This window comes from Roseobacter sinensis, assembly GCF_025755255.1.
Classification (GTDB): Bacteria; Pseudomonadota; Alphaproteobacteria; order Rhodobacterales; family Rhodobacteraceae; genus Roseobacter; species Roseobacter sinensis.
The window spans coordinates 124,303-146,197 of record NZ_JALIEB010000011.1 but is presented as its reverse complement, the minus strand read 5'-3'; the positions used below and the strand labels follow the sequence as shown (position 1 = coordinate 146,197).

24 protein-coding genes and 1 other RNA gene are annotated in these 21,895 nt (G+C 64.7%); 11 read left to right on the top strand and 14 right to left on the bottom strand.

From position 1 onward, the window contains the following. The 12 genes from MUB52_RS16435 to MUB52_RS16380 form a co-directional block, all read right to left on the bottom strand. Complete coding sequence (locus MUB52_RS16435) at positions 1 to 1,596, bottom strand: ABC transporter substrate-binding protein (RefSeq protein ID WP_263845328.1); 1,596 nt, start codon at positions 1,594 to 1,596, stop codon at positions 1 to 3. A gap of 109 nt (positions 1,597 to 1,705) precedes the next feature. Then, entirely contained in the window at positions 1,706 to 3,697 is a 1,992-nt protein-coding gene (locus tag MUB52_RS16430; protein WP_263845327.1) for a CocE/NonD family hydrolase, read from the bottom strand. 131 nt (positions 3,698 to 3,828) lie between these two features. Continuing rightward, on the bottom strand, positions 3,829 to 4,935 hold the full coding sequence (locus MUB52_RS16425; RefSeq protein WP_263845326.1) for a DUF4147 domain-containing protein: 1,107 nt from the start codon (positions 4,933 to 4,935) through the stop codon (positions 3,829 to 3,831). A gap of 10 nt (positions 4,936 to 4,945) precedes the next feature. Beyond that, positions 4,946 to 5,392 carry a D-aminoacyl-tRNA deacylase gene (gene dtd, locus MUB52_RS16420; protein ID WP_263845325.1) on the bottom strand — a complete coding sequence of 149 codons (447 nt, stop codon included), beginning with the start codon at positions 5,390 to 5,392 and terminating at the stop codon, positions 4,946 to 4,948. Between the two features lie 11 nt (positions 5,393 to 5,403). Next, positions 5,404 to 6,510 (bottom strand): primosomal protein N' (replication factor Y) - superfamily II helicase, encoded by a 1,107-nt coding sequence (locus MUB52_RS16415; protein WP_263845324.1) that lies wholly within the window; start codon positions 6,508 to 6,510, stop codon positions 5,404 to 5,406. Next, positions 6,507 to 6,932 (bottom strand): hypothetical protein, encoded by a 426-nt coding sequence (locus tag MUB52_RS16410; protein WP_263845323.1) that lies wholly within the window; start codon positions 6,930 to 6,932, stop codon positions 6,507 to 6,509. Before MUB52_RS16410 ends, MUB52_RS16415 begins: the two co-directional genes overlap by 4 nt. Beyond that, positions 6,929 to 7,330 (bottom strand): Rid family hydrolase, encoded by a 402-nt coding sequence (locus MUB52_RS16405; protein WP_263845322.1) that lies wholly within the window; start codon positions 7,328 to 7,330, stop codon positions 6,929 to 6,931. Before MUB52_RS16405 ends, MUB52_RS16410 begins: the two co-directional genes overlap by 4 nt. Position 7,331: 1 nt before the next feature. After that, a complete protein-coding gene (locus MUB52_RS16400; protein ID WP_263845321.1) occupies positions 7,332 to 8,444 on the bottom strand; it encodes an SPFH domain-containing protein in 1,113 nt (370 codons plus the stop codon). 26 nt (positions 8,445 to 8,470) lie between these two features. Next, on the bottom strand, positions 8,471 to 9,415 hold the full coding sequence (locus tag MUB52_RS16395) for a DUF2927 domain-containing protein (RefSeq protein WP_263845320.1): 945 nt from the start codon (positions 9,413 to 9,415) through the stop codon (positions 8,471 to 8,473). A 7-nt stretch (positions 9,416 to 9,422) separates the two neighbouring features. Then, positions 9,423 to 10,619: a toxic anion resistance protein gene (locus MUB52_RS16390; protein ID WP_263845319.1), complete on the bottom strand. Its 1,197-nt coding sequence runs from the start codon at positions 10,617 to 10,619 to the stop codon at positions 9,423 to 9,425. Positions 10,620 to 10,647: 28 nt separating this feature from the next. Further along, positions 10,648 to 11,535, bottom strand: a complete 888-nt coding sequence (locus tag MUB52_RS16385; protein ID WP_263845318.1) for a 5-bromo-4-chloroindolyl phosphate hydrolysis family protein — start codon at positions 11,533 to 11,535, stop codon at positions 10,648 to 10,650. Positions 11,536 to 11,784: 249 nt separating this feature from the next. After that, positions 11,785 to 12,615: a pseudouridine synthase gene (locus MUB52_RS16380; protein WP_263845317.1), complete on the bottom strand. Its 831-nt coding sequence runs from the start codon at positions 12,613 to 12,615 to the stop codon at positions 11,785 to 11,787. Between the two features lie 63 nt (positions 12,616 to 12,678). Here MUB52_RS16380 and MUB52_RS16375 point away from each other — a divergent pair, with 63 nt between their 5' ends. From MUB52_RS16375 to MUB52_RS16335, 9 genes are all read left to right on the top strand, one after another. Then, the gene (locus tag MUB52_RS16375) at positions 12,679 to 13,128 is read left to right on the top strand and encodes a nucleoside deaminase (protein WP_263845316.1); all 450 of its coding nucleotides are present in this window, start codon (positions 12,679 to 12,681) and stop codon (positions 13,126 to 13,128) included. Between the two features lie 44 nt (positions 13,129 to 13,172). Beyond that, positions 13,173 to 13,829 (top strand): ceramidase, encoded by a 657-nt coding sequence (locus MUB52_RS16370; RefSeq protein ID WP_263845315.1) that lies wholly within the window; start codon positions 13,173 to 13,175, stop codon positions 13,827 to 13,829. A gap of 30 nt (positions 13,830 to 13,859) precedes the next feature. Beyond that, on the top strand, positions 13,860 to 14,147 hold the full coding sequence (gene gatC / locus MUB52_RS16365; protein WP_263845314.1) for an Asp-tRNA(Asn)/Glu-tRNA(Gln) amidotransferase subunit GatC: 288 nt from the start codon (positions 13,860 to 13,862) through the stop codon (positions 14,145 to 14,147). Continuing rightward, complete coding sequence (gene gatA / locus MUB52_RS16360) at positions 14,147 to 15,634, top strand: Asp-tRNA(Asn)/Glu-tRNA(Gln) amidotransferase subunit GatA (protein WP_263845313.1); 1,488 nt, start codon at positions 14,147 to 14,149, stop codon at positions 15,632 to 15,634. The genes gatC and gatA overlap by 1 nt, the downstream gene beginning before the upstream one ends. A gap of 37 nt (positions 15,635 to 15,671) precedes the next feature. Beyond that, the gene (locus MUB52_RS16355; protein WP_263845312.1) at positions 15,672 to 16,391 is read left to right on the top strand and encodes a hypothetical protein; all 720 of its coding nucleotides are present in this window, start codon (positions 15,672 to 15,674) and stop codon (positions 16,389 to 16,391) included. Positions 16,392 to 16,393: 2 nt separating this feature from the next. Continuing rightward, complete coding sequence (locus MUB52_RS16350) at positions 16,394 to 17,053, top strand: N-acetylmuramoyl-L-alanine amidase (protein ID WP_263845311.1); 660 nt, start codon at positions 16,394 to 16,396, stop codon at positions 17,051 to 17,053. Between the two features lie 94 nt (positions 17,054 to 17,147). After that, positions 17,148 to 17,566, top strand: an RNA gene (rnpB, locus tag MUB52_RS16345) — RNase P RNA component class A. 348 nt (positions 17,567 to 17,914) lie between these two features. After that, positions 17,915 to 18,082, top strand: coding sequence for a 50S ribosomal protein L33 (rpmG, locus tag MUB52_RS16340; RefSeq protein WP_011454349.1), 168 nt, complete (start codon positions 17,915 to 17,917; stop codon positions 18,080 to 18,082). A gap of 67 nt (positions 18,083 to 18,149) precedes the next feature. Further along, positions 18,150 to 18,704: a P-loop NTPase family protein gene (locus MUB52_RS16335; protein WP_263845310.1), complete on the top strand. Its 555-nt coding sequence runs from the start codon at positions 18,150 to 18,152 to the stop codon at positions 18,702 to 18,704. A gap of 152 nt (positions 18,705 to 18,856) precedes the next feature. On the opposite strand, the gene MUB52_RS16330 is transcribed toward MUB52_RS16335, so the two are convergent. Together MUB52_RS16330 and MUB52_RS16325 are read right to left on the bottom strand one after the other, a co-directional pair. Further along, the gene (locus tag MUB52_RS16330) at positions 18,857 to 19,594 is read right to left on the bottom strand and encodes a Bax inhibitor-1/YccA family protein (protein ID WP_263845309.1); all 738 of its coding nucleotides are present in this window, start codon (positions 19,592 to 19,594) and stop codon (positions 18,857 to 18,859) included. 175 nt (positions 19,595 to 19,769) lie between these two features. Next, a complete protein-coding gene (locus MUB52_RS16325; protein WP_263845308.1) occupies positions 19,770 to 19,985 on the bottom strand; it encodes a DUF1127 domain-containing protein in 216 nt (71 codons plus the stop codon). Positions 19,986 to 20,103: 118 nt separating this feature from the next. Between MUB52_RS16325 and MUB52_RS16320 the strand changes: the two genes are divergently transcribed. Together MUB52_RS16320 and MUB52_RS16315 are read left to right on the top strand one after the other, a co-directional pair. After that, positions 20,104 to 20,979, top strand: a complete 876-nt coding sequence (locus MUB52_RS16320; protein ID WP_263845307.1) for a LysR family transcriptional regulator — start codon at positions 20,104 to 20,106, stop codon at positions 20,977 to 20,979. 516 nt (positions 20,980 to 21,495) lie between these two features. Next, positions 21,496 to 21,867: a helix-turn-helix domain-containing protein gene (locus MUB52_RS16315; protein ID WP_263845306.1), complete on the top strand. Its 372-nt coding sequence runs from the start codon at positions 21,496 to 21,498 to the stop codon at positions 21,865 to 21,867. Positions 21,868 to 21,895: the final 28 nt, after the last annotated feature.

Sequence of the window (21,895 nt, the reverse complement as noted above, 5' to 3'; positions counted from 1 at the left end):
TCAGGCGTCCGTGAGCCAGCACTTGATCGGGGCCTTGTTATTCATCAGAGAGCCGTTGGGATCGTCGATCCAGCCTCCGACATTGGAGGCGATTGCGCCCACAAAGTCGTTGAACATCGGCAGGATCAGCCCACCTTCGTCGCGCAGCATGACGGCCATATCGGAGTAGATCGCCTTGCGCTTGGTCTCGTCGATCTCGGCGCGCGCGGCGAGCAGCATCTCGTCGAACTCGGGCCGCTTGAAGCGGGTGTCGTTCCAGTCCGCCGAAGAGAGATAGGCGGTGGAATACATCTGGTCCTGCACCGGGCGGCCGCCCCAGTAGCTGGCGCAGAAGGGCTGTACGTTCCAGACCTCGGACCAGTAGCCGTCGTCGGGCTCGCGCTTGATCTCCAACGGGATGCCGGCCGCCTGGGCCGACTGCTGGAAGAGAGCGGCGGCGTCCACCGCGCCCGGGAAGGCACCATCGGCCGTGCGCAGGATGATGGGCGAGCCGTCATGGCCGGATTTCTCGTAGTGTTCGGCGGCCTTGGCGAGGTCATGCTCGCGCTGCGGGATGGTTGCATCGAAGAGCGGATAGCTCTCGTTGATCGGGAAGTCGTTCCCGATCGAGCCGTAGCCACGCAGGATCTTGTCGACCATTTCCTGCCGGTTGATGGCATACTTCAGCGCCAGGCGAAGCTCGTTGTTGTCGAAGGGCGCTGTGTCGACATGCATGATGAAGACATAATGCCCGCGCCCGGCGACGGATTTCACGCTGAGGTTCGGCGCGCGGTCGAGCAGGCCCGCAACCTTGGGCTCGACCCGGTTGATCATGTGCACCTGGCCCGATTGCAGCGCGGCGGTGCGTGCGGTCGCATCGTTCAGGACCAACTGCTCGGTGAACTCGGCAAAGCCGCGGTTCTCGGCGTCCCAGTAGTCATCGCGGCGTTTGAAGCCGTGGCGCACGCCGGGCTCGTCGAACTCGATCGTATAGGGGCCGGTGCCGATGCCCGCGGCCGGGTCATCCATTCCACCGCCGGGTTGGATCATCAGGTGGTAGTCAGCCATCAGGTAGGGCAGATCGGCGTTGCCGGCGGTCAGGGTCACAATGAAGTTGTCGCCGTCGACCTTCATGTCCTCGATCCCACGCATGATCCCCAGCGCGCCGGATTGGCTGTCTTCGTTCGAGTGGCGCTGCATGGTCAGCATCACGTCTTCCGGCGTCATGTCCTTGCCGTTCGAGAAGGGGATGCCCTTGCGGATCTTGAAGACCCACTGCTTGGCGTCGGCGGAGCCTTCGACACTCTCGGCCATGCGCATCTCAAGGCTGCCGTCCGCGCCAACGTCGACCAGGGTCTCGCCCCAGTGCCGCAGGTTGTTGAGCGGCACTTCCGATGCCGTGAGCGCCGGGTCCTGCGTATTGGTGCTCTCGCCGCCCTGCGCGCCGAGCTTCAGGGTGCCGCCCCGCACCGGCCCTTCGGCCCTTGCTGCATTTGCGAGCATGCTATTGGCCACCGCCGCGGTCACACCCAGTGCTGCCGCCCGGCCGATGAAGTCGCGCCGCGTCATCAGCCCTTTGACCACGCGCGTGCTGAGGTGTTCCAGTTCGTTGTTCATTGGTCTCTCCCGGTTGGTGTACACGTTTCGTGCTCTATTTCTTTTGGCCAAGGCTTGCGCATTTCGCCCCGGCCCGCAAGGGCTTTTGGCCGAAACGATCCCAGCGGTCTCAGATATGATCGCGGGCGATCTGGTCGCTGTGATCCCGCTCGAATACGAGCGTGTCGTTCTCATAGGCTTCCATGCGCGCGCGCAGGTGGAAGTGCGTGGCGTCTGACCACATCTCGCAGTGCGCTTCCGTACGTAGGCGTATGCCATCACGTTCCAGTTCGTCGGTCCAGTGGCAGCGACCGCGGGCCGAGAGCGGGTCGTCCGGGTGAACCTGCCAGTGCTCGCGCGCAATGGAGCCGGTGATCAGCCCGTGATCCAGATCTCGGCTCTTGCCGAAGTCATCTTCGATATGCAGGCTTACCATTCCGGTGGCCATATCGGTTGTGCGGGTCCGGCTGTTCTGCGCTGGGCGCAGGCTTTCGGTGCGCTGGGGCGGGGCGGCATCGGGCGGTGGGAAGCGCACCTCCTCGCGACGGGCGGGCCGACGCACGGGCAGATGAAGGCTGCCGCCTTGCAGCGTGACCGTCGCAGCCACGGGTGCGGGCCAGATCAGCGGCCAGTAGGCGGTAGAGACCGCGAGCCGCAGCCTGTGTCCTTTCGGCAGGCGGTAGGCAATCGTGTCGAGCCAGAGCTCGACCGGCATGGGTGCACCCGGCGGCATGGGGCGAGGCTCCGACGGGTCTTCCCGCTGGCTGAGGTTCAGCACACCGTAGGTGATGCGGGTCGAGGCGCCATCGGGATGGACATCGCAGAGCCGCACGGCGATCTGCGCCTGGGCCTGGTCGCTCGAAAGTCGCAGCCGGACTTTGGGCGCCCCGAAGATATCGGTGTCCTGATCGGCGGCGGCGGTGTCGAATGTGGCGGATCTTGCGTCATCCTCGCGCTGATCGCCCGGCATCTCGGGGCCCAGCCAGATCGCACAGTATTCGCCGGCCTCGGCTCCGGTGTCCTGCGGCGAGGAAATGGGCACCGAGATCGGGCCGCGCCCGTCCGACAACCCGTGCTCGGACAGGTAAAGCGAGCGATGGGGGATATGCGCAGTGGCGCCATCGGCTTCGGCCACCCAGCGTCCGGGCCGCTCGGTGTACCAGCGCGCTGGCCGCACCGAGTCCATCAGGTAGGCGCGGTAGTCCGGATCCTCTTCAACACCCGTGTCGATGTCCTTCAGCCAGCGGTCCCACCATCGAAGGGCTTCCTGCAGAAAGCCGATGCGCGGCTCGGGCACGGCGAAATGCGGGTATTTGTGCACCCATGGGCCTACGATTCCCTTCGCGCCGGGCAGGGCCTGCACAAGTTGCGGGACGGCGTTCTTGTAGGCATCGCCCCAACCGCCGAGGGCAAGCACCTTGGCCTTGATCGCGGCGTAGTCCTCGATGACGGAGCCGTGCCGCCAATAGGCGTCGCGGCGCTGATGGCGCAGCCACGTGGCGGGCAGAAAGGGTTCGTTTTCGAGGCGGCTCATCCAGACGTCGCGCCAGTCCTCGCGCAACGCCGGGTCGGGGGCGCGGGAGGAGTAGGACCACATGGTGGCGCCCCAGCCCAGGTTTTCGTTCAACAGGCAGCCGCCCTTGTAGTGGATGTCATCGGCAAAGCGGTCGACGGTGGAGCAAAGCGTGATGACCGCCTTGAGCGGCTCGGGTGCCAGTGCCGCGACCTGCAGGCTGTTGAACCCGCCCCAGCTGATGCCCATCATGCCGACGGTGCCGCTGCACCAGGGCTCGGCAGCAAGCAGATGGATCAACTCGACCGCATCTGCCAACTCCTGCGCCGTGTATTCATCCGTCATCAGCCCGTCGCTGTCGCCGTTGCCGCGCATATCGACACGGACGCAGGCATAGCCACGCTGCGCGAACCAAGGATGCGTCAGCGCATCGCGCGCGGCCGTGCCGTCGCGTTTGCGGTAGGGCAGGTATTCGAGAACGACCGGAACCGGCTGATCAGCGGCATCGACCGGCCGCCAGATGCGGGCGGAGAGGCGGGTTCCGTCGGAGAGTGTGAGGCCGTGGTCCGGCAGCTCTTCGATATCGCGCAGGGGAGTGGCGGTGTTCATGCGCGGACGGTTGCTGCGCCTGGCGCGGTTGTCAAGCGTGGGAGGCGGTGGCCTGAAAGCCCACCGTACCCGTCTGTCATCAGCGTTGGTGCCGGCAGGTACGGTGGGCTTTCAGGCCACCGCCGGTTCCGCTAGCTCTTCACCGCGATCACCAGATCCATCACGTTGGTTCCTGTGGGACCGGTCGTCAGCAACGCGCCGTTCACCTCGAGCCACGTGCCTGCATCGGCATGGGCCAGAGCGTCTTCGGCATCCGTGGTCCAGGTGCCCCCATCGACAATGGCGCCGGCTGCATCTGTCGGCCCGTCGGTGCCGTCCGTTCCCGCAACGAGCACGCGCAGGCCGGGCGCGCCCGAGATCTCGCGCGCCAGAAGCAGGGCCAATGCCTGGTTGCGCCCCCCACGCCCCGGGTTTGGCGGCAGCACCACGGTTGGCTCGCCGCCGAAGAGATGCAGGCCGGGCTTTGCAGTCCGCAGGGCGGCACCAATGCGCGGCGCGAGCGCCGTGATGTCATCATAGAGCGTCTCGGCGTTTGTCTCGATGGAGAGGCCCGCGCGTGCCGCGGCCTCTGCCACCGCTGCGCGCGCGATAGCGTTGCTGGCCACAATCCGTGCGTCGAAGCTGAAGTCGCGCGTCTCGGGCGCGTCGCCGATACCCGAGCCGATGACGGCGAGGCTGTCCCCTTCGACGTCGGAGATCGCCAGCGTCGTTACCGATGCCCCACGAAAGGTGCTGAGCAGTTTGCCACCCTTGACGCGGCTGACGGCGGTGCGGGCGGCGTTCATCGCATGGATATCGGCCCCGGAGGCAAGCATTTCCTGCGCACGCGCCTTCAGCCCTGCCAGATCCAGATCGCCCTCGGCGGCTTCGGCCAAGGCCGAGGCCCCTCCCGAAACCAGCATCAAGAGGTGACGACCGGCGGCCATCCCGCCCACGACCTCGAGCAACCGCGCGCCGGCCGCAAGGCTGTTTTTGTCGAGGACCGGGTGGGCCGCCTCGATGAGCTCGGCGCCATCGGGCGCATCCTCTGCATGGTCGTATTTCGTCACGATCAGCATGGGCGCATCCGGAAAGAGATCATGCGCTGCGCGAGCCATCGCCGCCGCGGCCTTGCCCACGGCGACGATCTGATCAGGCCTAGGGCAGGGCTTTGCTGCAAGTGCGGCCCGGACCGCGCTGTCGCCGCGCACAGCGTTCACACCGGCCCAGAAAAGCCCTTCCAAATCCGCGCTCTGCATCTGCGCCTCCCTATGGCTGGTCCGTGTCCAGCCAGAGCGTGACCGGACCGTCATTCACCAGAGCCACTGCCATATCGGCGCCGAAGCGTCCAGTCTGCACGGGAACGTCCAGCGCACGGAGCGCCTCTGCGAAATGGGTGTAGAGTGACTGCGCCAGCTCGGGCGTGGCTGCGCCCGAGAACCCGGGCCTGTTGCCGCGCGAGGTATCTGCAGCCAACGTGAACTGGCTGACCACCAGCGCCGCGCCGCCGGTCTGCCCGAGGCTGAGGTTCATTTTGCCCGCGTCGTCCTTGAAGAGCCGCAGCTTGACGATCTTCGCGGCCAGCTTGTCGGCGACGCCCGTATCGTCACCGGGCATTGCGCAGACGAGGATGAGCAGGCCCGGTCCGATGGCGCCGATGACCTCACCCTCGACGCTGACAGAGGCCTCGGAGACCCGTTGCAGAACTGCGCGCATAAGATGTCTTTCTATTGAGTGAGAGCGGCCCCATAGCCGATGGCGGCGGCCACGATAAGCCCGAGGATCACGGCAATCGCGATCTTGATCGCTGACCAGGGGCGCTCGCCCTGCACCTTGCCGGTCCGGCCATTCACCACGAAGCGGTAGGTCTCGCCCCGGTACTTGTAGGCGGCGAGCCAGACCGGCAGCAGCACGTGTTTGAAGGTGATATCGCTCAGGTCGGTGTCGACGCGGTGGATGCGCTGACGGTCGCCGCCGATGTCGAAGCGGATGTCGCGGGCGATCACCTGGTCCATGCGCTGGCGCGCTTCGACAAAGCCGTCCTTGAGCGGGACCGCGTAGCCTTCGGCGCGGAAGCCTGCGAGGTATTCGGGCGCATAGGGCTGCATCTCGCTGAGATCCCAGGGCTCCAACGCGTCGGTGAAGCGTTTCGGCAAAGAGGTCGAGGCCAGCACCAGCACATCGTCGAAGAACCGTGCCACCCGGCCGCGCACCCCGCGCCAGCGCACCTTAGGCACGCGGATCTGCTGCCGCTTGCCGTCGCGCATGACCGTGCGTGTCTCGTAGTAGACCGTGCCGCGCTCGCCGGTGTATTGGCTCTTCGTATCGGCGTCGAAGGTCCAATAGGGCACATAGATGCCCTGCATCTTGCGGCCCTTGCGCGCGTAGTCCTGCAAGCCACCCGGCGCGAACCAGAGCCGCCCGAGCCAATGCGTCATCGCATCGCGCGCGCTGGTCTCGTCGAAGGCAAAGGGCAGCACCCCGCGCGGCTTGATGTGCCGATGGGTGCCTGTGTCGGTCACCACGGGCGTCGCGCAGAACGGGCATTCGGCTGCGTGCACATTCGGGTCGAATTCGACCTCCGCCGCGCAATTGGGGCATTTCGAGACGCGGGTCTCCTCCATCTCCATAGCCGGCAGGGCCTGGTTCAGGGCGGCCTCGAAATCCAGCTCCCTGATCTGCGTCTGGCCCCAAGGCCCCGCGTCGAGGCTCTGCGTGTTGCCGCAATGATCGCAGACCAGCTGTCGCCCGCCCGGGTCGAACCGCAGATCGCCGCCGCAGGCGTCGCAGGGGAAATGATGCTCGGCCAGGGGCGCCTGGGTCTCGGTCGTCATAACATGCCGTGCAGAGATGTCGGGGTCATGCGGCGCAGCGCGCCGTCGCCAAGCGCGGTATGCCGCCAGAGATGGAAGATCGCGTGCAGGGAAGAGGCGGCAACGAGGCTCACCATCAGGGTGCGCGTCGAGGGGCCGGGAAGAGCGGCCCCAACCACGACGGCCAGCGTACTGACCGAGGTCCAAGCCAAGAGCGCATACATGCCGCGGCTCAGCCAGGGGTGGGCCGCGCGCAATGCGCCGTCGAGCTTTGGGCCCGGACCGTTCATCAGGCCGAAGATGATGGCAAGTGCGACCATCGCCAGCCCGGCGAGACCAAAGGCGGCGTTGAGAGCAGCGCTCTCGCCGCCGGCAGCCAACGCCAGGACGAGCAGGGTCAGCACCGACCAGTGCAGCAGGATCGTCGCGCGCCGGCGGGTCATGGCGCGCGCGCCTCCGGCGCATGTGCGACGACGCGGAACTCGACCAATGCGCCCGGGCGGCGCAACCCCGCGACTTCCACCGCCGTCCAGGCGGGCAGGGGCGGCGCAAAGATCTGCTCCAGCGCGCCCTGAACAGCGGCGAAGGTGTTGGCAATGTCCAGATGATAGCTTGTCATCTCAACCACATCGCCCTCACCCGCCCCAGCGGCCACCAGCACGGTCTGCACCTTGTCCAATGCGACCCGTGTCTGATCGGCGGCATCGTCGGGCATCGTGCCATCCGCGCGGCCGCCGGTGGCGCCGGTGAGGAACAGAAAATCGCCGGCGCGGATGGCGGGCGAAAAGCCCGTCGCCGCAGCCGCCTGCTTCAGCGCATCGGGGATGATGGCCTGCCGCATGTTATGGTGCCGGGGGCGGCGGCGGTGGCGGCAGAACGGTGAAGAGCTGCGCCAGCTCCGCCACGTCTTCGGCGCGCATCCAGCCATCCTGACCCGGGGTCCAGACCATGCTTTCGCGGGTGAGCGCGCCATCGGCGGCCATGCGGCCAAGTGCGGCCTTCGAATAGGGGCCTTTGGTCTCGCCATTCTCGGCCACATGCCAGACATGCTCGATCGGCGGGGGCGGCGGGGGCACGGCGGCGGGGCCGGCGCCGCGTGCACCCCAAGGCCCCTGCTGGGCTGCGGCCTGGCCGATCTGCATGCCCAGACCTGCCCCGAGGCCCGCCTGGATGGCAGCGGCCCCCGCACCCTCGCGCCCGAGCGCTTCAGCCGCCTGGAACTGCATGTATTCGTTGAGATTTCCGATCACGCCCATGGAGGACCGCTTGTCCATCACGTCTTCCACAGCGGGGGGCAGCGAGATGTTTTCGATGTAGAGCTCGGGCATCGCCAGCCCGTATTCGGCGAGCTGGGTCGAGATTTCCTTGCCCACCAGCTGCCCCAGCTCGCGGGTGTTGGCGGCCATGTCCATGACCGGGATTCCGGCGCGGGCGAGCGTGCGCGAGAACTCCTGCACGAGGATGTTGCGAATCTGGAAGCTGATCTCATCCATGGTGAATTCGCCGTCGGTGCCAACGATCTCCACCAGGAATTTCGCCGGATCGGAGACCTTGATCGCATAGGTCCCGAAAGCGCGTAGACGCACCGGGCCGAACTCCGGATCGCGGCAGATGATCGGGTTCTTTGTCCCCCATTTCAGATCGTTGAAGCGGGTGGTGTTCACGAAATAGATCTCGGATTTGAACGGGCTGCGGAAGCCGTGGTCCCAATGCTGCAGGGTCGTCATGATCGGCATGTTGTTGGTCTCGAGCATGTAGAGACCGGGGGTGAAGACGTCCGCAAGCTGGCCTTCATGGACGAACACCGCCGCTTGCCCTTCGCGCACGGTCAGCTTGGCGCCGTATTTGATCTCGTGCCCCTCACGTTCGAACCGCCAGACCATCGTGTCGCGGGTGTTGTCCGTCCAGTGGATGACGTCGATGAATTCGCCGGAAAGAAAATCGAAAATTCCCATATCTGTCAGTCCTTTGCGTCGTGGTCTCAGCTCGGCCCTGTGGTCAGTTCCAGAGCGATGGTTCGGGCGATGGGGGCGGCCTCGGCGGCGCTCATGCCGGGGGAGAGGCGCGGATCGTAGAGCATCTTGAGCAGCAGCTCGTCGTGTTGGGTCAGCAGCGCAAACTCGTCGTCGTCGTTGAAGATCGACGGCCTGGCATCGCTGTCATTGGCCAGCCCCAGCGCCTGCGCCATCTCCTCGTGAATGCAGCTGAGGCGCAGAAGGCCAGGGTTCTCGGCCCGGATCACGGCGACGGCGGCGGTGTAGGTGTTGGCATCCGAGCCCGCCGCATAGGCCGCCACCGCGCAATAGGTGTCGCGCGACAGGTTGCGCAGCGCATTGAGGCTCTCGCGCGAGATCCCGGGGACGCGGGCGGCGGCGGCATCGAGGGCCGCGCCCCGGTCATCTTCGCTCGCCACGATCACGATGAAATTCGGCGCGCCGAAGCTCATGATCGGATGGCCGGTGATCTGGCTCAGCCGCCGCGCATAGTTGCGGATGGCGGTGCCATCGGCGTTGCGTTGCGATGGCGGGATCGAATTGCCGAAAATCGTGCCCACGCGCACCGGTGCGGACCACCGCCGCAGCGGGCTCTCGCCGCCGCGCCCGCGAAGCGCCGTGTCGTATTCGTTGAAAAAGACGATCCGTTCGAAATTGCGCGCCAGCATATCGGCGGTGAAGGGCGTATCGGCGCCGCCGCCGTCCTCGCGCAAGAGCCCCTGGCTCAGCTGCGCCGACTGCACCTGTACCAGATAGCTGCGCAGCGCCGCGCTTTTCTCCGATGTGGGTTGCAGCTGGGTCTCCGCCTGCACACTGGGCCGCGCGGGCGGCGTCTTCACCGCCAGCGGCGCCTGTGTCGCGTCACAGGCCACCAGCGCCGCGCTGGCGAAACCAAATGCGCCCCAGCGCAGAAAATTGCTGTGCGGCGCCATGGAGCCCTCAGTTGGGAACGGAGGTCGCGGCGGTGTCACCCAGCCCCGTTGCCTTGGCGCGGGCCGAGGCCAGCGTGTCGCGCAGCTTGGCCTCCATCTCCTGCAATTCGCTTTCGGCGGCAGCCCGGCGGGCTTTGCCTTCGTCGGCGATCTGCAGCGACTCCTCGATGGTGCCGATGAGGTCCGCATTGGCTTGCTTGACCGCTTCGATGTCGAAGACGCCGCGTTCCATCTCCTCGCGGATCACCTTGTTGCTTTCGCGCAGGTTCTTCGCGTTGGCGGTGAGCAGCTCGTTGGTCAGATCATTCGCCTGGCGTACCGCCTGCGCCGCCTCGGAGGACCGCTGGATTGTCACCGCCTGCGCCAGTTGCGTCTCCCACAGCGGCACGGTGTTCACCAGCGTCGAGTTGATCTTGGTCACCAGCGATTTGTCGTTCTCCTGTACCAGCCGGATCGAGGGCAGCGACTGCATGGTCACCTGCCGCGTGAGCTTCAGATCGTGCACCCGGCGCTCCAGGTCGTCGCGGGCGGCGCGCAGGTCGCGCAACTCCTGCGCGACCATCACCTGATTGTCCTCGGCCGCTTGCTCGACTTCCGCGGCTTTGGCGGGGATGGTCTTTTCATCCAGTTCGGCGAGCTTTTCCTCGCCCGCCGCGATGTAGAGCGCCAGCTCGTCGTAGAATTGCAAGGTCTTCTCGTAGAGCAGGTCGAGCGATTTGATGTCTTTCAGCAGCGTGTGCTCGTGTTTCAGAAGCTCGTCGGTGATCCGGTCGATCTGGCCCTGCACTTCTTCGAACTTCGCTGTGAATTTGGCGAAGGGCGCGGCCTTGCCCATCAGCTTTTCCCAGAAGCTGCGTTCGCGGCGCACGTCCAGCTCGGAAATCGAAAAGCCGCGGATCGTGGTCACGATGTTGCGCAAGCTGTCGCCCGCCGGGCCCACGTCCTTGTTGCGCACACCGCCCAGCATGGCCTGGCTGATCTCCTGCAGTTCGACCTGCGCGCGGGATCCGAACGCCACGATGGAATTGGTATCGCTCATGTCGATCTCGGCCATGCGCTTGGTGATCTCGGCACTGACCGGCGCGTCGGCCTCGGCCATGGGCACGATGGCATTGGCATCGGCGGGCTCCGGCAGGATGACGGCGGTCACCTCTTCGACCATCTTCAGGTCTTGGGCGGCTTTCTCGCGTGTCGATTCACTCATAGATGTCAGTCCTTTGTTGCGGGCGGCGTCAGTCCAGACGCACCCCTTCGCGTTGCAGACGGTCCCGCAGGACCTCGATTTCGACCGTGAGGTCGCTGTGGTCATCCAGCATCAGCTTGGTGGTGCGGTTGGTGAAATTTTCTTCCAGATCGTCCAGCAGGGCGAGATAGTCGCTGCGGGACTTTTCGTCCTGGTTGCGGGCGTAGATGTCGGCGAATTTGACGGAGGCATCGCGGGCCCCCAGCAGGTAGACACCGAGGTACTTGCGCGCCGCCGTGAGGTCGCGGGGATCGTCCTCGACCGTGCGGATGAGGTCGCGCACCACGGTCTGAAACTGCTCCATCCGGGCGGTAACCCGACGATCGCCCGCGCGTTTGAGCGCATCGGTCATGGCGGTCAGATGCGCCTCGGCCTCATCGACCACCCGGGCCACGCGGTCCTGCTGGAAGGTGTCGATGCCTTCCATGCCCTTGTCGCTCAGCGGGTCGATGCCGAAGGCCGCGAGATGCAGGCCACCTGCGGCGGCGCCAAAGAGCACGGCGGCGATGAGATTGCCGTCGTGGCTCAGCGCTGCGAGGCCCGTGCCGATGCCTGCCATCAGGGCCGCGGCAATCTTCCGCGGCATGGCTGGGCGGCGCGCGACCTTGCGCGCATGCCAGGCGGCTTCGGCCACCAGCCCGCCCCGCAAAAGCCACGCGCCGAGCCCCAGTGCCGCGGTGCCGGCAAGACCCAGGGCAAGCCCGAGCGCGCCTTGCGTCAAGGACATGAACAGCAGCACAACTGCGGGCAAAAACATCAGGTTGGCGCGTGCGCCCACCGGGTCGACCTTGGCGCCCGCATATGCGCTGCGGCGCGATGCACCGCTCGCGGTCGGGGCGCCTTGGGGGCTGTATTTTCCGCCGAACCGCTTTGCCATGCCGTCAGAGACCGCCGAGCAGGCCTGCGGCCACGCCCGTCATCAGGACGAGCAGCGCCACAAAGGCAAATTTCTGCATCGTGTTCGGCGTCATACTGTCTCCCCAGACCGACGTTGCCCCGAATATATGCCCATGCGGCTCGGCATGCCAGCCCGCTCTGCGGGCCGCGGCCTTTGCTGCCGCTTTCGGCGCGTTACACACCAAAGGTGGGGTGTGACACGGGCCACCGCGAGGGGGAATTTTCCGTCTCAGGTGTCAGCACGCCTTGGCGTATCCCGCTTGGGGCCCTGCGACCGGTTCCGCCGTTGGCGCAAGGCCCGCTGTGGCGTCTTGGCCGGCTCCTCCTTGTCGAGCCCGAGTTGGTCGCGCAAGATCCGGCGGCGCACCTCTTCGACCGCGCCCAACTTCAGATCGCCCAGCTGAAAGGGGCCATAGCTGATCCGGATCAGCCGGTTCACGGTCAGATCGATGGCGGCCAACGCGCGACGGATCTCGCGGTTCTTGCCTTCCCGCAACCCGATGGTCAGCCAGGCGTTGGAGCCCTGTTGCCGGTCGAGCGTCACGGTCATGGACTGGAACCTCTCACCCTCTACAGTCATCCCGGCGCGCAGCGGCTCCAGCATCGCGTCCGTTGGCCGCCCGTTCACCCGTACGCGGTAGCGGCGCAGCCAGCCGGTCGAGGGCAACTCCAGCCGCCGCTTGATACCCCCATCATTGGTGAGCAGCAGCAGCCCTTCGGAGTTGAGATCGAGCCGCCCGATGCTCATCACCCGCGGCATGTCCTCGGGCAGGGCGGAGTAGATCGTCTCGCGGCCCTTTTCGTCGCTGTCCGTGCTGACCAGCCCCGAAGGCTTGTGAAAGAGCCAGAGCCGGGGCGGCTCCGGTTCAGTCAAGGGTAAGCCATCGACGGCGATCTTGTCACTCTCAGTCACGTTGAGCGCCGGGCTGTCGATGACCTTACCGTTCACTGCGACGCGGCCTGCCGTGATCATCCGCTCCGCTTCACGGCGGCTGGCAACACCGGCGCGACTGAGGATCTTGGCGATACGGTCGCCTGTTGGGGGCTGTGGCTTGGACATGGGGCCTGCCATAGCGGCTTTGCGGGGCTTGCGAAAGGGGGCGCTTTGCGGGCAACTGGGCCCATGGAATTCAACACCCATATGCAAGCCGCACTCAGCGAAGCGCGGGCGGCGGCCAAGCGCGGTGAGGTGCCTGTGGGCGCGGTGGTTGTGGACCGGGCGGGCAAGGTCGTCGCGGCCGAGGGCAACCGCACGCGCGAGCTCAACGACCCCACGGCCCATGCGGAACTGCTCGCCATTCGCGCGGCCTGTGCGGCGGCAGGCTCCGAGCGGCTCCCCGATCACGCGCTCTATGTCACGCTGGAGCCTTGCGCGATGTGCGCCGCAGCCATCGCAGCAGCGCGGATTGCGCGCTTGTACTACGGCGCCAGCGATCCCAAATCCGGTGGGGTGGCGCAGGGCGCACGGGTCTTTGCACACCCGCAATGCCATCATGTGCCCGAAGTTTTCGACGGCATCGCCGCTGCGGAATCAGAGGCGTATCTGCGCGCTTTCTTCGCCGCGCGTCGGTAGGGTGGGCTTTCAGGCCACCCTTGGCTCAAACGCTGGGGAGACGGATGGACTGGACACGGCAGATCGACAGCTACTGCGAACGCCTCGACGCGTCCTATTGGGCCGAGCCGGTGAATGCGGTGACCAATCTCGCCTTCATCGTCGCGGCCCTGATCATGTGGCGGCGCAGCGGCGGGGATCGGATCGCACAGCTTCTCTGCGTCGTGCTCTTCGCAATTGGCGTCGGCAGCTACCTCTTCCACACCCACGCGCAAACCTGGGCGGCCATCGCGGATGTGACGCCGATCCTGTTCTACATCCTCATCTATATCTATGCGATCAACCGGGTGGGTTGGGGGCTGAGCCTCTGGCCTGCGCTTGGGCTGACTGCGCTCTTCTTTCCTTACGCCTGGCTCACGGTGCCGCTGTTCCAGTTGGTGCCCGGGATCGGCTCCTCCGCCGGCTATGCGCCGGTGGCGCTCCTCATCCTGATCTATGCGCTGCTGCTGCGCCGCCGCGCGCCCGAGCTTGCGCGCGGGCTGGCCATCGGGGCAGGCATTTTGATTGTCTCGATCACCTTCCGCTCGCTCGATCTGCCGCTCTGCCCCCAGATCCCGCTGGGCACGCATTTCATGTGGCATCTGCTCAATGGGCTCATGCTCGGCTGGATGATCGAGGTTTACCTACGCGCCACTCTTGGCAAGGCGCGCGCGGGCGGATAAACGCCTGCCCAAAGCAGACGAGGAATTGCGATGTCCATTGACGAGAGCACAGCCGCCCGCGTGGCCAAACTCGCCCGGATCAAGGTGGAGCCCGACGCGCTGCCCGCGCTCGCGGGTGAGTTCAACACCATTCTGGGCTTTATCGAGCAGCTCAACGAAGTGAATATCGAGGGTGTGGACCCCATGACCTCCGTCACCCCGCAGGTGCTCAAGCGCCGCGTGGACGAGGTCACCGACGGCAATCAGCAGGCCAAGGTGCTCTCGAACGCGCCCGATGCGCGCGAAGGCTTCTTTGCCGTGCCGAAGGTGGTCGAGTGATGACGAAACTGAACGAGCTGACCCTGAGTGCGGCGCGGGATGCCCTGCGCGCGGGCGAAACCACCTCGAAAGAGCTGACCGAGGCCTGTCTCACCGCCATCGACGCCGCTGGCGCGCTGAACGCGTTTGTCCATCACACGCCTGAGGTCGCGCTGGAGCGCGCCGTCGCAGCGGATGCGCGGCTGGCCAAAGGCGATGCCCCGGCCATGTGTGGCCTGCCCATCGGTATCAAAGACCTCTTCTGCACCAAAGGCGTGCCGTCCCAAGCCGGGTCGCGAATCCTCGAAGGCTTTCTGCCCGAATACGAATCCACGGTCAGCCAGAACCTCGCGGACGCGGGCGCGGTCATGCTGGGCAAGCTCAACATGGACGAGTTCGCGATGGGCTCGTCGAATGAGACCTCCACTTACGGCAATGCGGTCAACCCGTGGCGGCGCGGCAATGACGACGCGCAACTGACGCCGGGCGGCTCTTCGGGTGGCTCTGCCGCTGCCGTGGCGGCTGACCTCTGCCTCGCTGCGACCGGTACGGACACCGGCGGCTCCATTCGCCAGCCTGCGGCCTTTACCGGCACTGTTGGTATCAAGCCCACCTACGGGCGCTGCTCGCGCTGGGGAATCGTGGCATTCGCCTCCTCGCTCGACCAAGCGGGGCCGATGACCAAATCCGTGCGCGACGCGGCGATCATGCTGGAGGCCATGTGTGGCCACGACCCGAAAGACAGCACCTCCGCGGATCTTCCGGTGCCGAACTTCGAGGCGGCCCTCAGCGGAGACATCAATGGCAAGAAGATCGGCATTCCCAAGGAATACCGCATGGATGGGATGCCGGATGAGATCGAGACACTCTGGCAGGACGGCATCGCGATGATGAAGGACGCAGGCGCCGAGATCGTGGATATCTCGCTGCCGCACACGAAATACGCGCTGCCCGCCTACTACGTGATCGCACCCGCCGAGGCGTCGTCGAACCTCGCGCGCTACGACGGTGTGCGCTACGGCCACCGTGCCAAGCTCGACCAGGGCGACGGCATCACCGAGATGTACGAAAAGACCCGCGCCGAAGGCTTTGGCGATGAGGTCAAACGCCGGGTCATGATCGGCACCTACGTGCTGTCGGCAGGCTTCTACGATGCCTATTACAACCGGGCGCGCCGCGTGCGCACGCTGATCAAGCGCGACTTCGAGCAGGTTTTTGCGCAAGGCATCGATGCGATCCTCACGCCAGCCACCCCCTCGGCGGCATTTGGCCTGGGCGAGATGACCGACGCGGACCCGGTCGCGATGTACCTCAACGACGTCTTCACAGTCACCGTCAACCTCGCTGGCTTGCCAGGAATTGCCGTGCCCGCGGGGCTCGACAAGCAGGGGCTGCCGCTGGGTCTGCAGCTGATTGGACAGCCCTGGGCCGAGGCCGATCTGCTCTGCGCTGCACATGTTCTTGAGCAGGCGGCGGGCTTTGTGGCCAAGCCTGCGAAATGGTGGTAGTCTCTCCTGCCAGATGAGCAGAACAGGCAGAGATCTCATGACACCACGTGTCACTTTTGTGGCCCTCACCCTCGCGGCCCTCAGCGCCTGTGCGCCACAGGTGCCGGACAGCGGGCAGGGCGTCGGGTTTGACAATTCCTTCGAGGCGCAGCGTCAGCGCGACGCGGCGCTGGCCGGCAGTGATATTCGCGTGCCCGATACGGTGCGCCTGCCCGAGCCGGGTTCGGCCGAGGAAACCGCTGCCGCAACCACACGCATCCTGGCCCAAACCCGCCCCGGCGCGCCCGACAGCGCGGAGTTGAACTCCGGCGTGGCGCCTGTCCAGGCCAGCCCGTCCAACCCTCCGCCTGTGTCACTCGACAATCCCGGTATATCGGATGAGAACGACTTCGACGCGGTCTCGGAACGGCAGACCATCGAAAGCGACGCCGCCCGGATCGAGCGCAATCGCGCGCAATACGAAGTGGTCCAGCCGGAGGCCCTGCCGACCCGACCCGGCGATGAGCAGCCCAATATCGTCGCCTTCGCGCTCTCGACGAGCCATCCCAAGGGGCAAAGCGTATATGCCCGTGCGGGCTTCGGGGGGGAGGGGCGTGCAGCACGCAATTGTGCGGAATACGCCTCGCCCGACCTGGCGCAGATCGACTTCCTCTCACGCGGTGGCCCCACGCGCGATCGCCGCGGGCTCGACCCGGATGGGGACGGTTACGCCTGCGACTGGGATCCAGCCCCCTTCCGCAAGGCCTCCGAAGGCTGAAGGTGATCGACCGGCCCTCGCCGAATTTCGGGCCGCGCCGGGACGGGCTGCGTCCTTCAATCGTTGTCCTGCACTACACCGCCATGAGCTCGGCGGAAGCAGCGATCCAGCGGCTCTGCGATCCTGAAGCGCAGGTGTCGGCGCATTATGTGGTCTGCCGAAGCGGTGCGATCACGCGGCTCGTCGCCGAAGATCAGCGCGCCTGGCATGCGGGCGAGGGCGAATGGCGCGGGCAGCAGGACATCAACTCGCGGTCGGTCGGGATAGAGTTGGACAACACCGGGGATCATCCTTTCCCCGAGCCGCAAATGGCGGCGCTAGAGGGCCTTCTTCAAAGGATCATGGAGCGTTGGGACATCGCGCCCGAAAATGTGATCGGCCATTCGGATATGGCCCCGGGCCGCAAAAGCGACCCGGGGCCGCGGTTCGACTGGACCCGCCTGGCGCGACAGGGGCTGGCCGCCCAGGCGGGATACGAAGAGGGCCCTGGGGCCCCTGATTGTACGCTGTTTCGCCGCATTGCGCGCGACGCAGGCTTCACGGCGGATGTGGATCATGAGACACTTCTTGCTGCAGTCCGCCTGCGCTTTCGTCCGCACGCAACCGGGCCGCTTGCGCCGGAGGATTTCACCCCTCTCGGTCACGCGGCGCTCTGGACATAACCGGCTCCTTCACCCGTCCAAAAATACTCCCGCCGGAGGCTCCGCCCTCTCCACCCATTGACGCGCGCTGAAATAACGCGCATCACCGCCCCGCGCGGAAGGCCGGATGGCCGCGGCGCCGGGGAACCGGGGTCGAGGAAAGTCCGGACTCCAAAAAGCAACGGTGCCGGGTAACCCCCGGGCAGGGATCGGTGGGGAAACCCACCGGGAACCTGACGGACAGCGCCACAGAAATCAGACCGCCCTTGCACATCGCCATGCGATGCACGGGGGCAAGGGTGAAACGGTGGGGTAAGAGCCCACCGCGCCGCTGGCAACAGGGGCGGCACGGCAAGCCCCACCGGGAGCAATGCCAAATAGGGATCGCGCGTCGCAAGACGGGGCCGCTTTTGCCCCAGCAGATCCGGGTTGGCAGCTAGAGCCTCTGCGGCAACGCATGGGCGAGAGGAATGGTCATCGAACCGGGGCGCGCGCCTCGGGGAACAGAATCCGGCTTACAGGCCTTCCGCGCATGGTTCCTGGAAAGAGCGGACCACGGTCCAAGACGCCGCATGGCAGAGCATGGCCGGTCAGGTCTGAGCGCCGGGCGGGGCGGGCGGTGTCGCCGAACCTCATTTTCACCGAAATCCAAAAGCCTGAGGTCTTGCCGGTCAGAGCATTGGCGCGGGCGCCGAAACGGTGGATCCGTATGCAGCGTTTCGAGCGGCAATCGCCGGACCGCCAGGCTGGGCGGCGCCGGTCGCGCGGCGGTTCCGAAAACCAAGCATTTGCGGTTGACTCGCCCTCGCATCCGGGTAAAAGCCGGGCTTCAGGATTTTCAGCGACCGGTCCCGCGGGACGGGTCGCAGCAGGAGACGCACCATGGCCAAGCCAACCACGATCAAGATTCGTCTGAACTCCTCGGCGGGGACAGGCCATTTCTACGTGACCAAGAAGAATGCGCGCACGATGACCGAGAAGATGGTCGTGCGCAAATACGACCCGGTCGCCCGCAAGCACGTCGAATACAAGGAAGGCAAGATCAAGTAAGATCCGCCATTCCAAGGATGACGGGGCCGCGCTGCAACAGCGCGGCCTTTTACGTTCTGGAGGCAGTATGAAACGCGTGATGATTGTCGGTGGCCCTGGCTCGGGCAAGAGCACGCTCGCCCGGATCATGGGAGAGGGCACGGGCCTGCCGGTCCACCATATGGACCACCTTCACTGGCTGCCGGACTGGCAGGAGCGGCCGCGCGCTGACAAACTCGCCCTGGCTCACAACATCGAAACCTCCGAGGCCTGGATCTTCGAAGGCGGTCTTTCGGCGACCTATGGGCATCGCGCGGGCCGGGCCGATACGCTGATCTGGCTCGACCTGCCGGTGCTGCTGCGCCTGTGGCGGGTGACCTCGCGGATGATCCGCCATTACGGGCGGCGCCGACCCGATATGGCTGAAGGCTGTGTCGAAAAGCTGCACGGCGAGACCTTTGAATTCTACCACTACATCTGGCGTACGCGCCGCACACACCGCCACCGGCTCCAGGAGCTCATTGACAGGCATCCGCGCCTCGCCGTGCACCACCTGCGCTCGCCGGCTGAGGTGACCGCATTCATCCGCCACCTGCCGAGCCGGGCCGAGCACCGGCCAGCAACCCAAAGCATCTTGCCTTGAGCATGACTCATCGGTCGCAGCCTCCGGCTGATCGCCTGGCAGGAACTGGTCACGAGGGTACCGCAAGCTTCAGGCGAACGTCCGAAAGAAGCCAGTAACGAAAAAGGCCGGTCCCTTTCGGAACCGGCCCCGGATCGAGGATGTGCTGCCGTCTATTCGCGATTGCCGAACAATTGCAGCAGGAACATGAACATGTTGATGAAGTTCAGGTACAGGCTCAGTGCGCCCATGATTCCGGACTTCTGCAGCCACTCCTGGTCGCCATGATGCGCATGCGCCAGGTAGGTGTTCTTGATGTTCTGCGTGTCATAGGCGGTCAGTGCCGCGAAGATCAGCACGCCGAGGATCGAAATCGCGAACATGATCGCAGGCGACTGCAGGAAGATGTTCACCAGCATCGCGACCACTAGACCAATCACGCCCATGATCAGGAAGCTGCCCCAGCCGGAGATATCCTTTTTCGTGGTGTAGCCCCACAGCGAGAGGCCCGCGAAGGCGATCGACGTGATCAGGAATACCTGCGCAATCGACATGCCGGTGAAGGCCACGAAGATCCAGGCGATGGACAGGCCCATCACGGCTGCGAAGGCGTAAAAGAATAACTGTGCAGCCGCCGCCGAGAACTTGTTGATCATCGCGCTGAAGCCAAACACCATCGCGAGCGGCGCGAACATGATGATCCAGCCGAGGATGTTCGGCTGAAGCGTGACCGGATCGCGGAAGACCGCCAGCAGACCGGGCGCCGTGCCAACAGCCCAAGCCACAGCAAAGGTGATCAGCATGCCTACGGACATCGTGCCGTAGACCTTGTTCATATGGGCGCGCAGCCCCTCATCAATCTGGGCGGCGCGGGATCCGGCCGTCGACCGGATTGTATTCACGTCAGCCATTAAGACCTCCACTTGAAACACTTTGTGCGCGCAGACCTTCTACGCGCGCTCTGCGCTGAATATCGGTGGCGCAGAGCTCTATTTCAAGGTTTTTCGGTCGGGAATGTGCCGGTTTGGTAAGATTTGGATACCAAATCGTTAATGTGGCGGCGAAGCAGCGCTTGAGAGGCGAGAATCAGCTGTTTCTCCAGGTCTCCGGCACGTCCCAGAAGCCGCGACGGGCCTCGAATTGTGCCGCTTCGCTGTCGACGCCGATGTCTTCCAGCGCGCGGGCGTCGAGTCGGGCCAGCGCGCGGCGCGACCGCCAGAGCGACAGGTAGGTACCAAGACGAAAGTGGCGGCGGGGCAGGGCGGCGGCTCTGCGATATGTAACAGTGTCGATCAGGGACATCTCCCAGTTCCTTTCGTGATGATTGTTCCGCTTTGCATCAGCATACTTGATGTATATGGCAAACTGTGGTTCATTTTAGAAACGAATGTTTGTGAACTCTTTGATCAAGGTTGGTGATATGAGAAATCTCGACATAACCACGCTACGCTCCTTTGTTGCCGTCGCGGACGCCGGCGGTGTTACGCGCGCCGCCGGGTTCCTGCATCTGACCCAGTCCGCGGTCTCGATGCAGCTCAAACGCTTGGAAGAGCTTCTCGGCGTCGAGCTTCTGGACCGTTCCGGCCGCACCATCGCGCTGACGGCCTCGGGAGAGCAGCTGCTGATCTACGCGCGGCGCATGGTCGCTTTGAACGATGAGGTCGTCGGGCGGCTGACCGACCAGGCCTATGAAGGCGAGATCGTGCTCGGCGTTCCGCATGATATTGTCTATCCGGTCATCCCACAGGTGCTGAAGCAGTTCCACGCCGCCTTTCCGCGGGTCCGGGTGCGACTTGTCTCGTCCTATACCCGGGCCTTGAAAGAGATGTTCGAGAAGGGCGAGTGCGATCTCATTCTGACCACGGAGAAAGCGCTGGAGACCGGCGGGGAAATCCTGGATGAAAAGCCGCTGCGCTGGATTGGCGCTCCAGGCGGGACCGCGTGGCGGCAGACGCCGCTGAGGCTGGCGTTCGGCCGGCAATGCACCTTCCGGCCCCATGTGGTTGAAGCGCTCGATCTCGCGGAGATCCCTTGGGAGGTGATGGTCGAGACGGAAAGCGACAGAACGATCGAGGCGACGGTGAGCGCGGATCTGGCCGTGCACACGATGATCGAAGGCACTGAACCGCCCCACTTGCAACGTGTCGAACACAATGGCGCGCTGCCCGAGCTTCCGAGCCAGCTGATCAACCTTTATGGAGCGCAATCGAGCAAGAACGTGATGCACGACACCTTGGCCGATTTTTTGCGCCGCGCGTTTTCGAAGATGGATGCTTCGCGCCTCAAGATTGCCTGACGCATGTGGTTGCCCGTGCAGCGCGAGATTCGGGCAGATGTCCTTCGCAAGCCGACCTGCCGGACCCTCACATTTTCCCTTGGTCCGGCGGGATCTTGCCAATATCGCGTGAACGAGACAATTTCCGCCGATCCAGAGATGCGCTATGACAGCGGCGCAGCGGTGCCTGGCAGGATTTCTAGCCATCGTGGAAAAACCGCTGTCATTCATGCTTAAAATCAACTTAAGATTGAATTAATCCAGATAAATTTGACCAAATGCACAAAATTTTAATCGAATAGTGCGACGCTGGATTTCGTCTCAAAAAGCTCTGATTTCACTGGAAAAGACGCGCTATGATTGATTCGAACGGCCTCACGCTCACGCTATTGGGAGGCGATAATCATTGATCGAGGGTCGTTTTTCTCTATTGTTCAGCGGCAGAATGGTTGGTGGTGATCGCGGCTAGGTTGTGCCAAGGATGCAGTCCGGTCGGAAGGCCACGTTTTTAACAAGGTAAACGCAAGGGATAAGCAAATGGTACATGTCGTAGATGCTCACGTTGGAAAGCGTATTCGTCAACGCCGCTGGCTGGTTGGGATGACGCAGCAGAAACTGGCGGAAAGTGTCGGGATCAAGTTCCAGCAAATCCAAAAATACGAAACAGGTGCCAACCGCGTCAGCGCATCCCGTCTGTGGGACATCGCCGATGCGCTCGAGGTCGACGTTGCGTTTTTCTTCGAAGGTCTGAAGTCGGAAGATGGTGGTGCTGCCGCACAAGACAGCATTCCCGCCGACATGATGGGCGACAAGGAGGCTATGGATCTCGTCCGCTCCTACTATGCCATCCCGGAGAACCAGCGCCGGCGTTTGTTCGAACTGGCCCGCGTGTTGAGCGACGTCGCCTGATTGGCGGCGTGCGCAGGCAAGTTCTCAT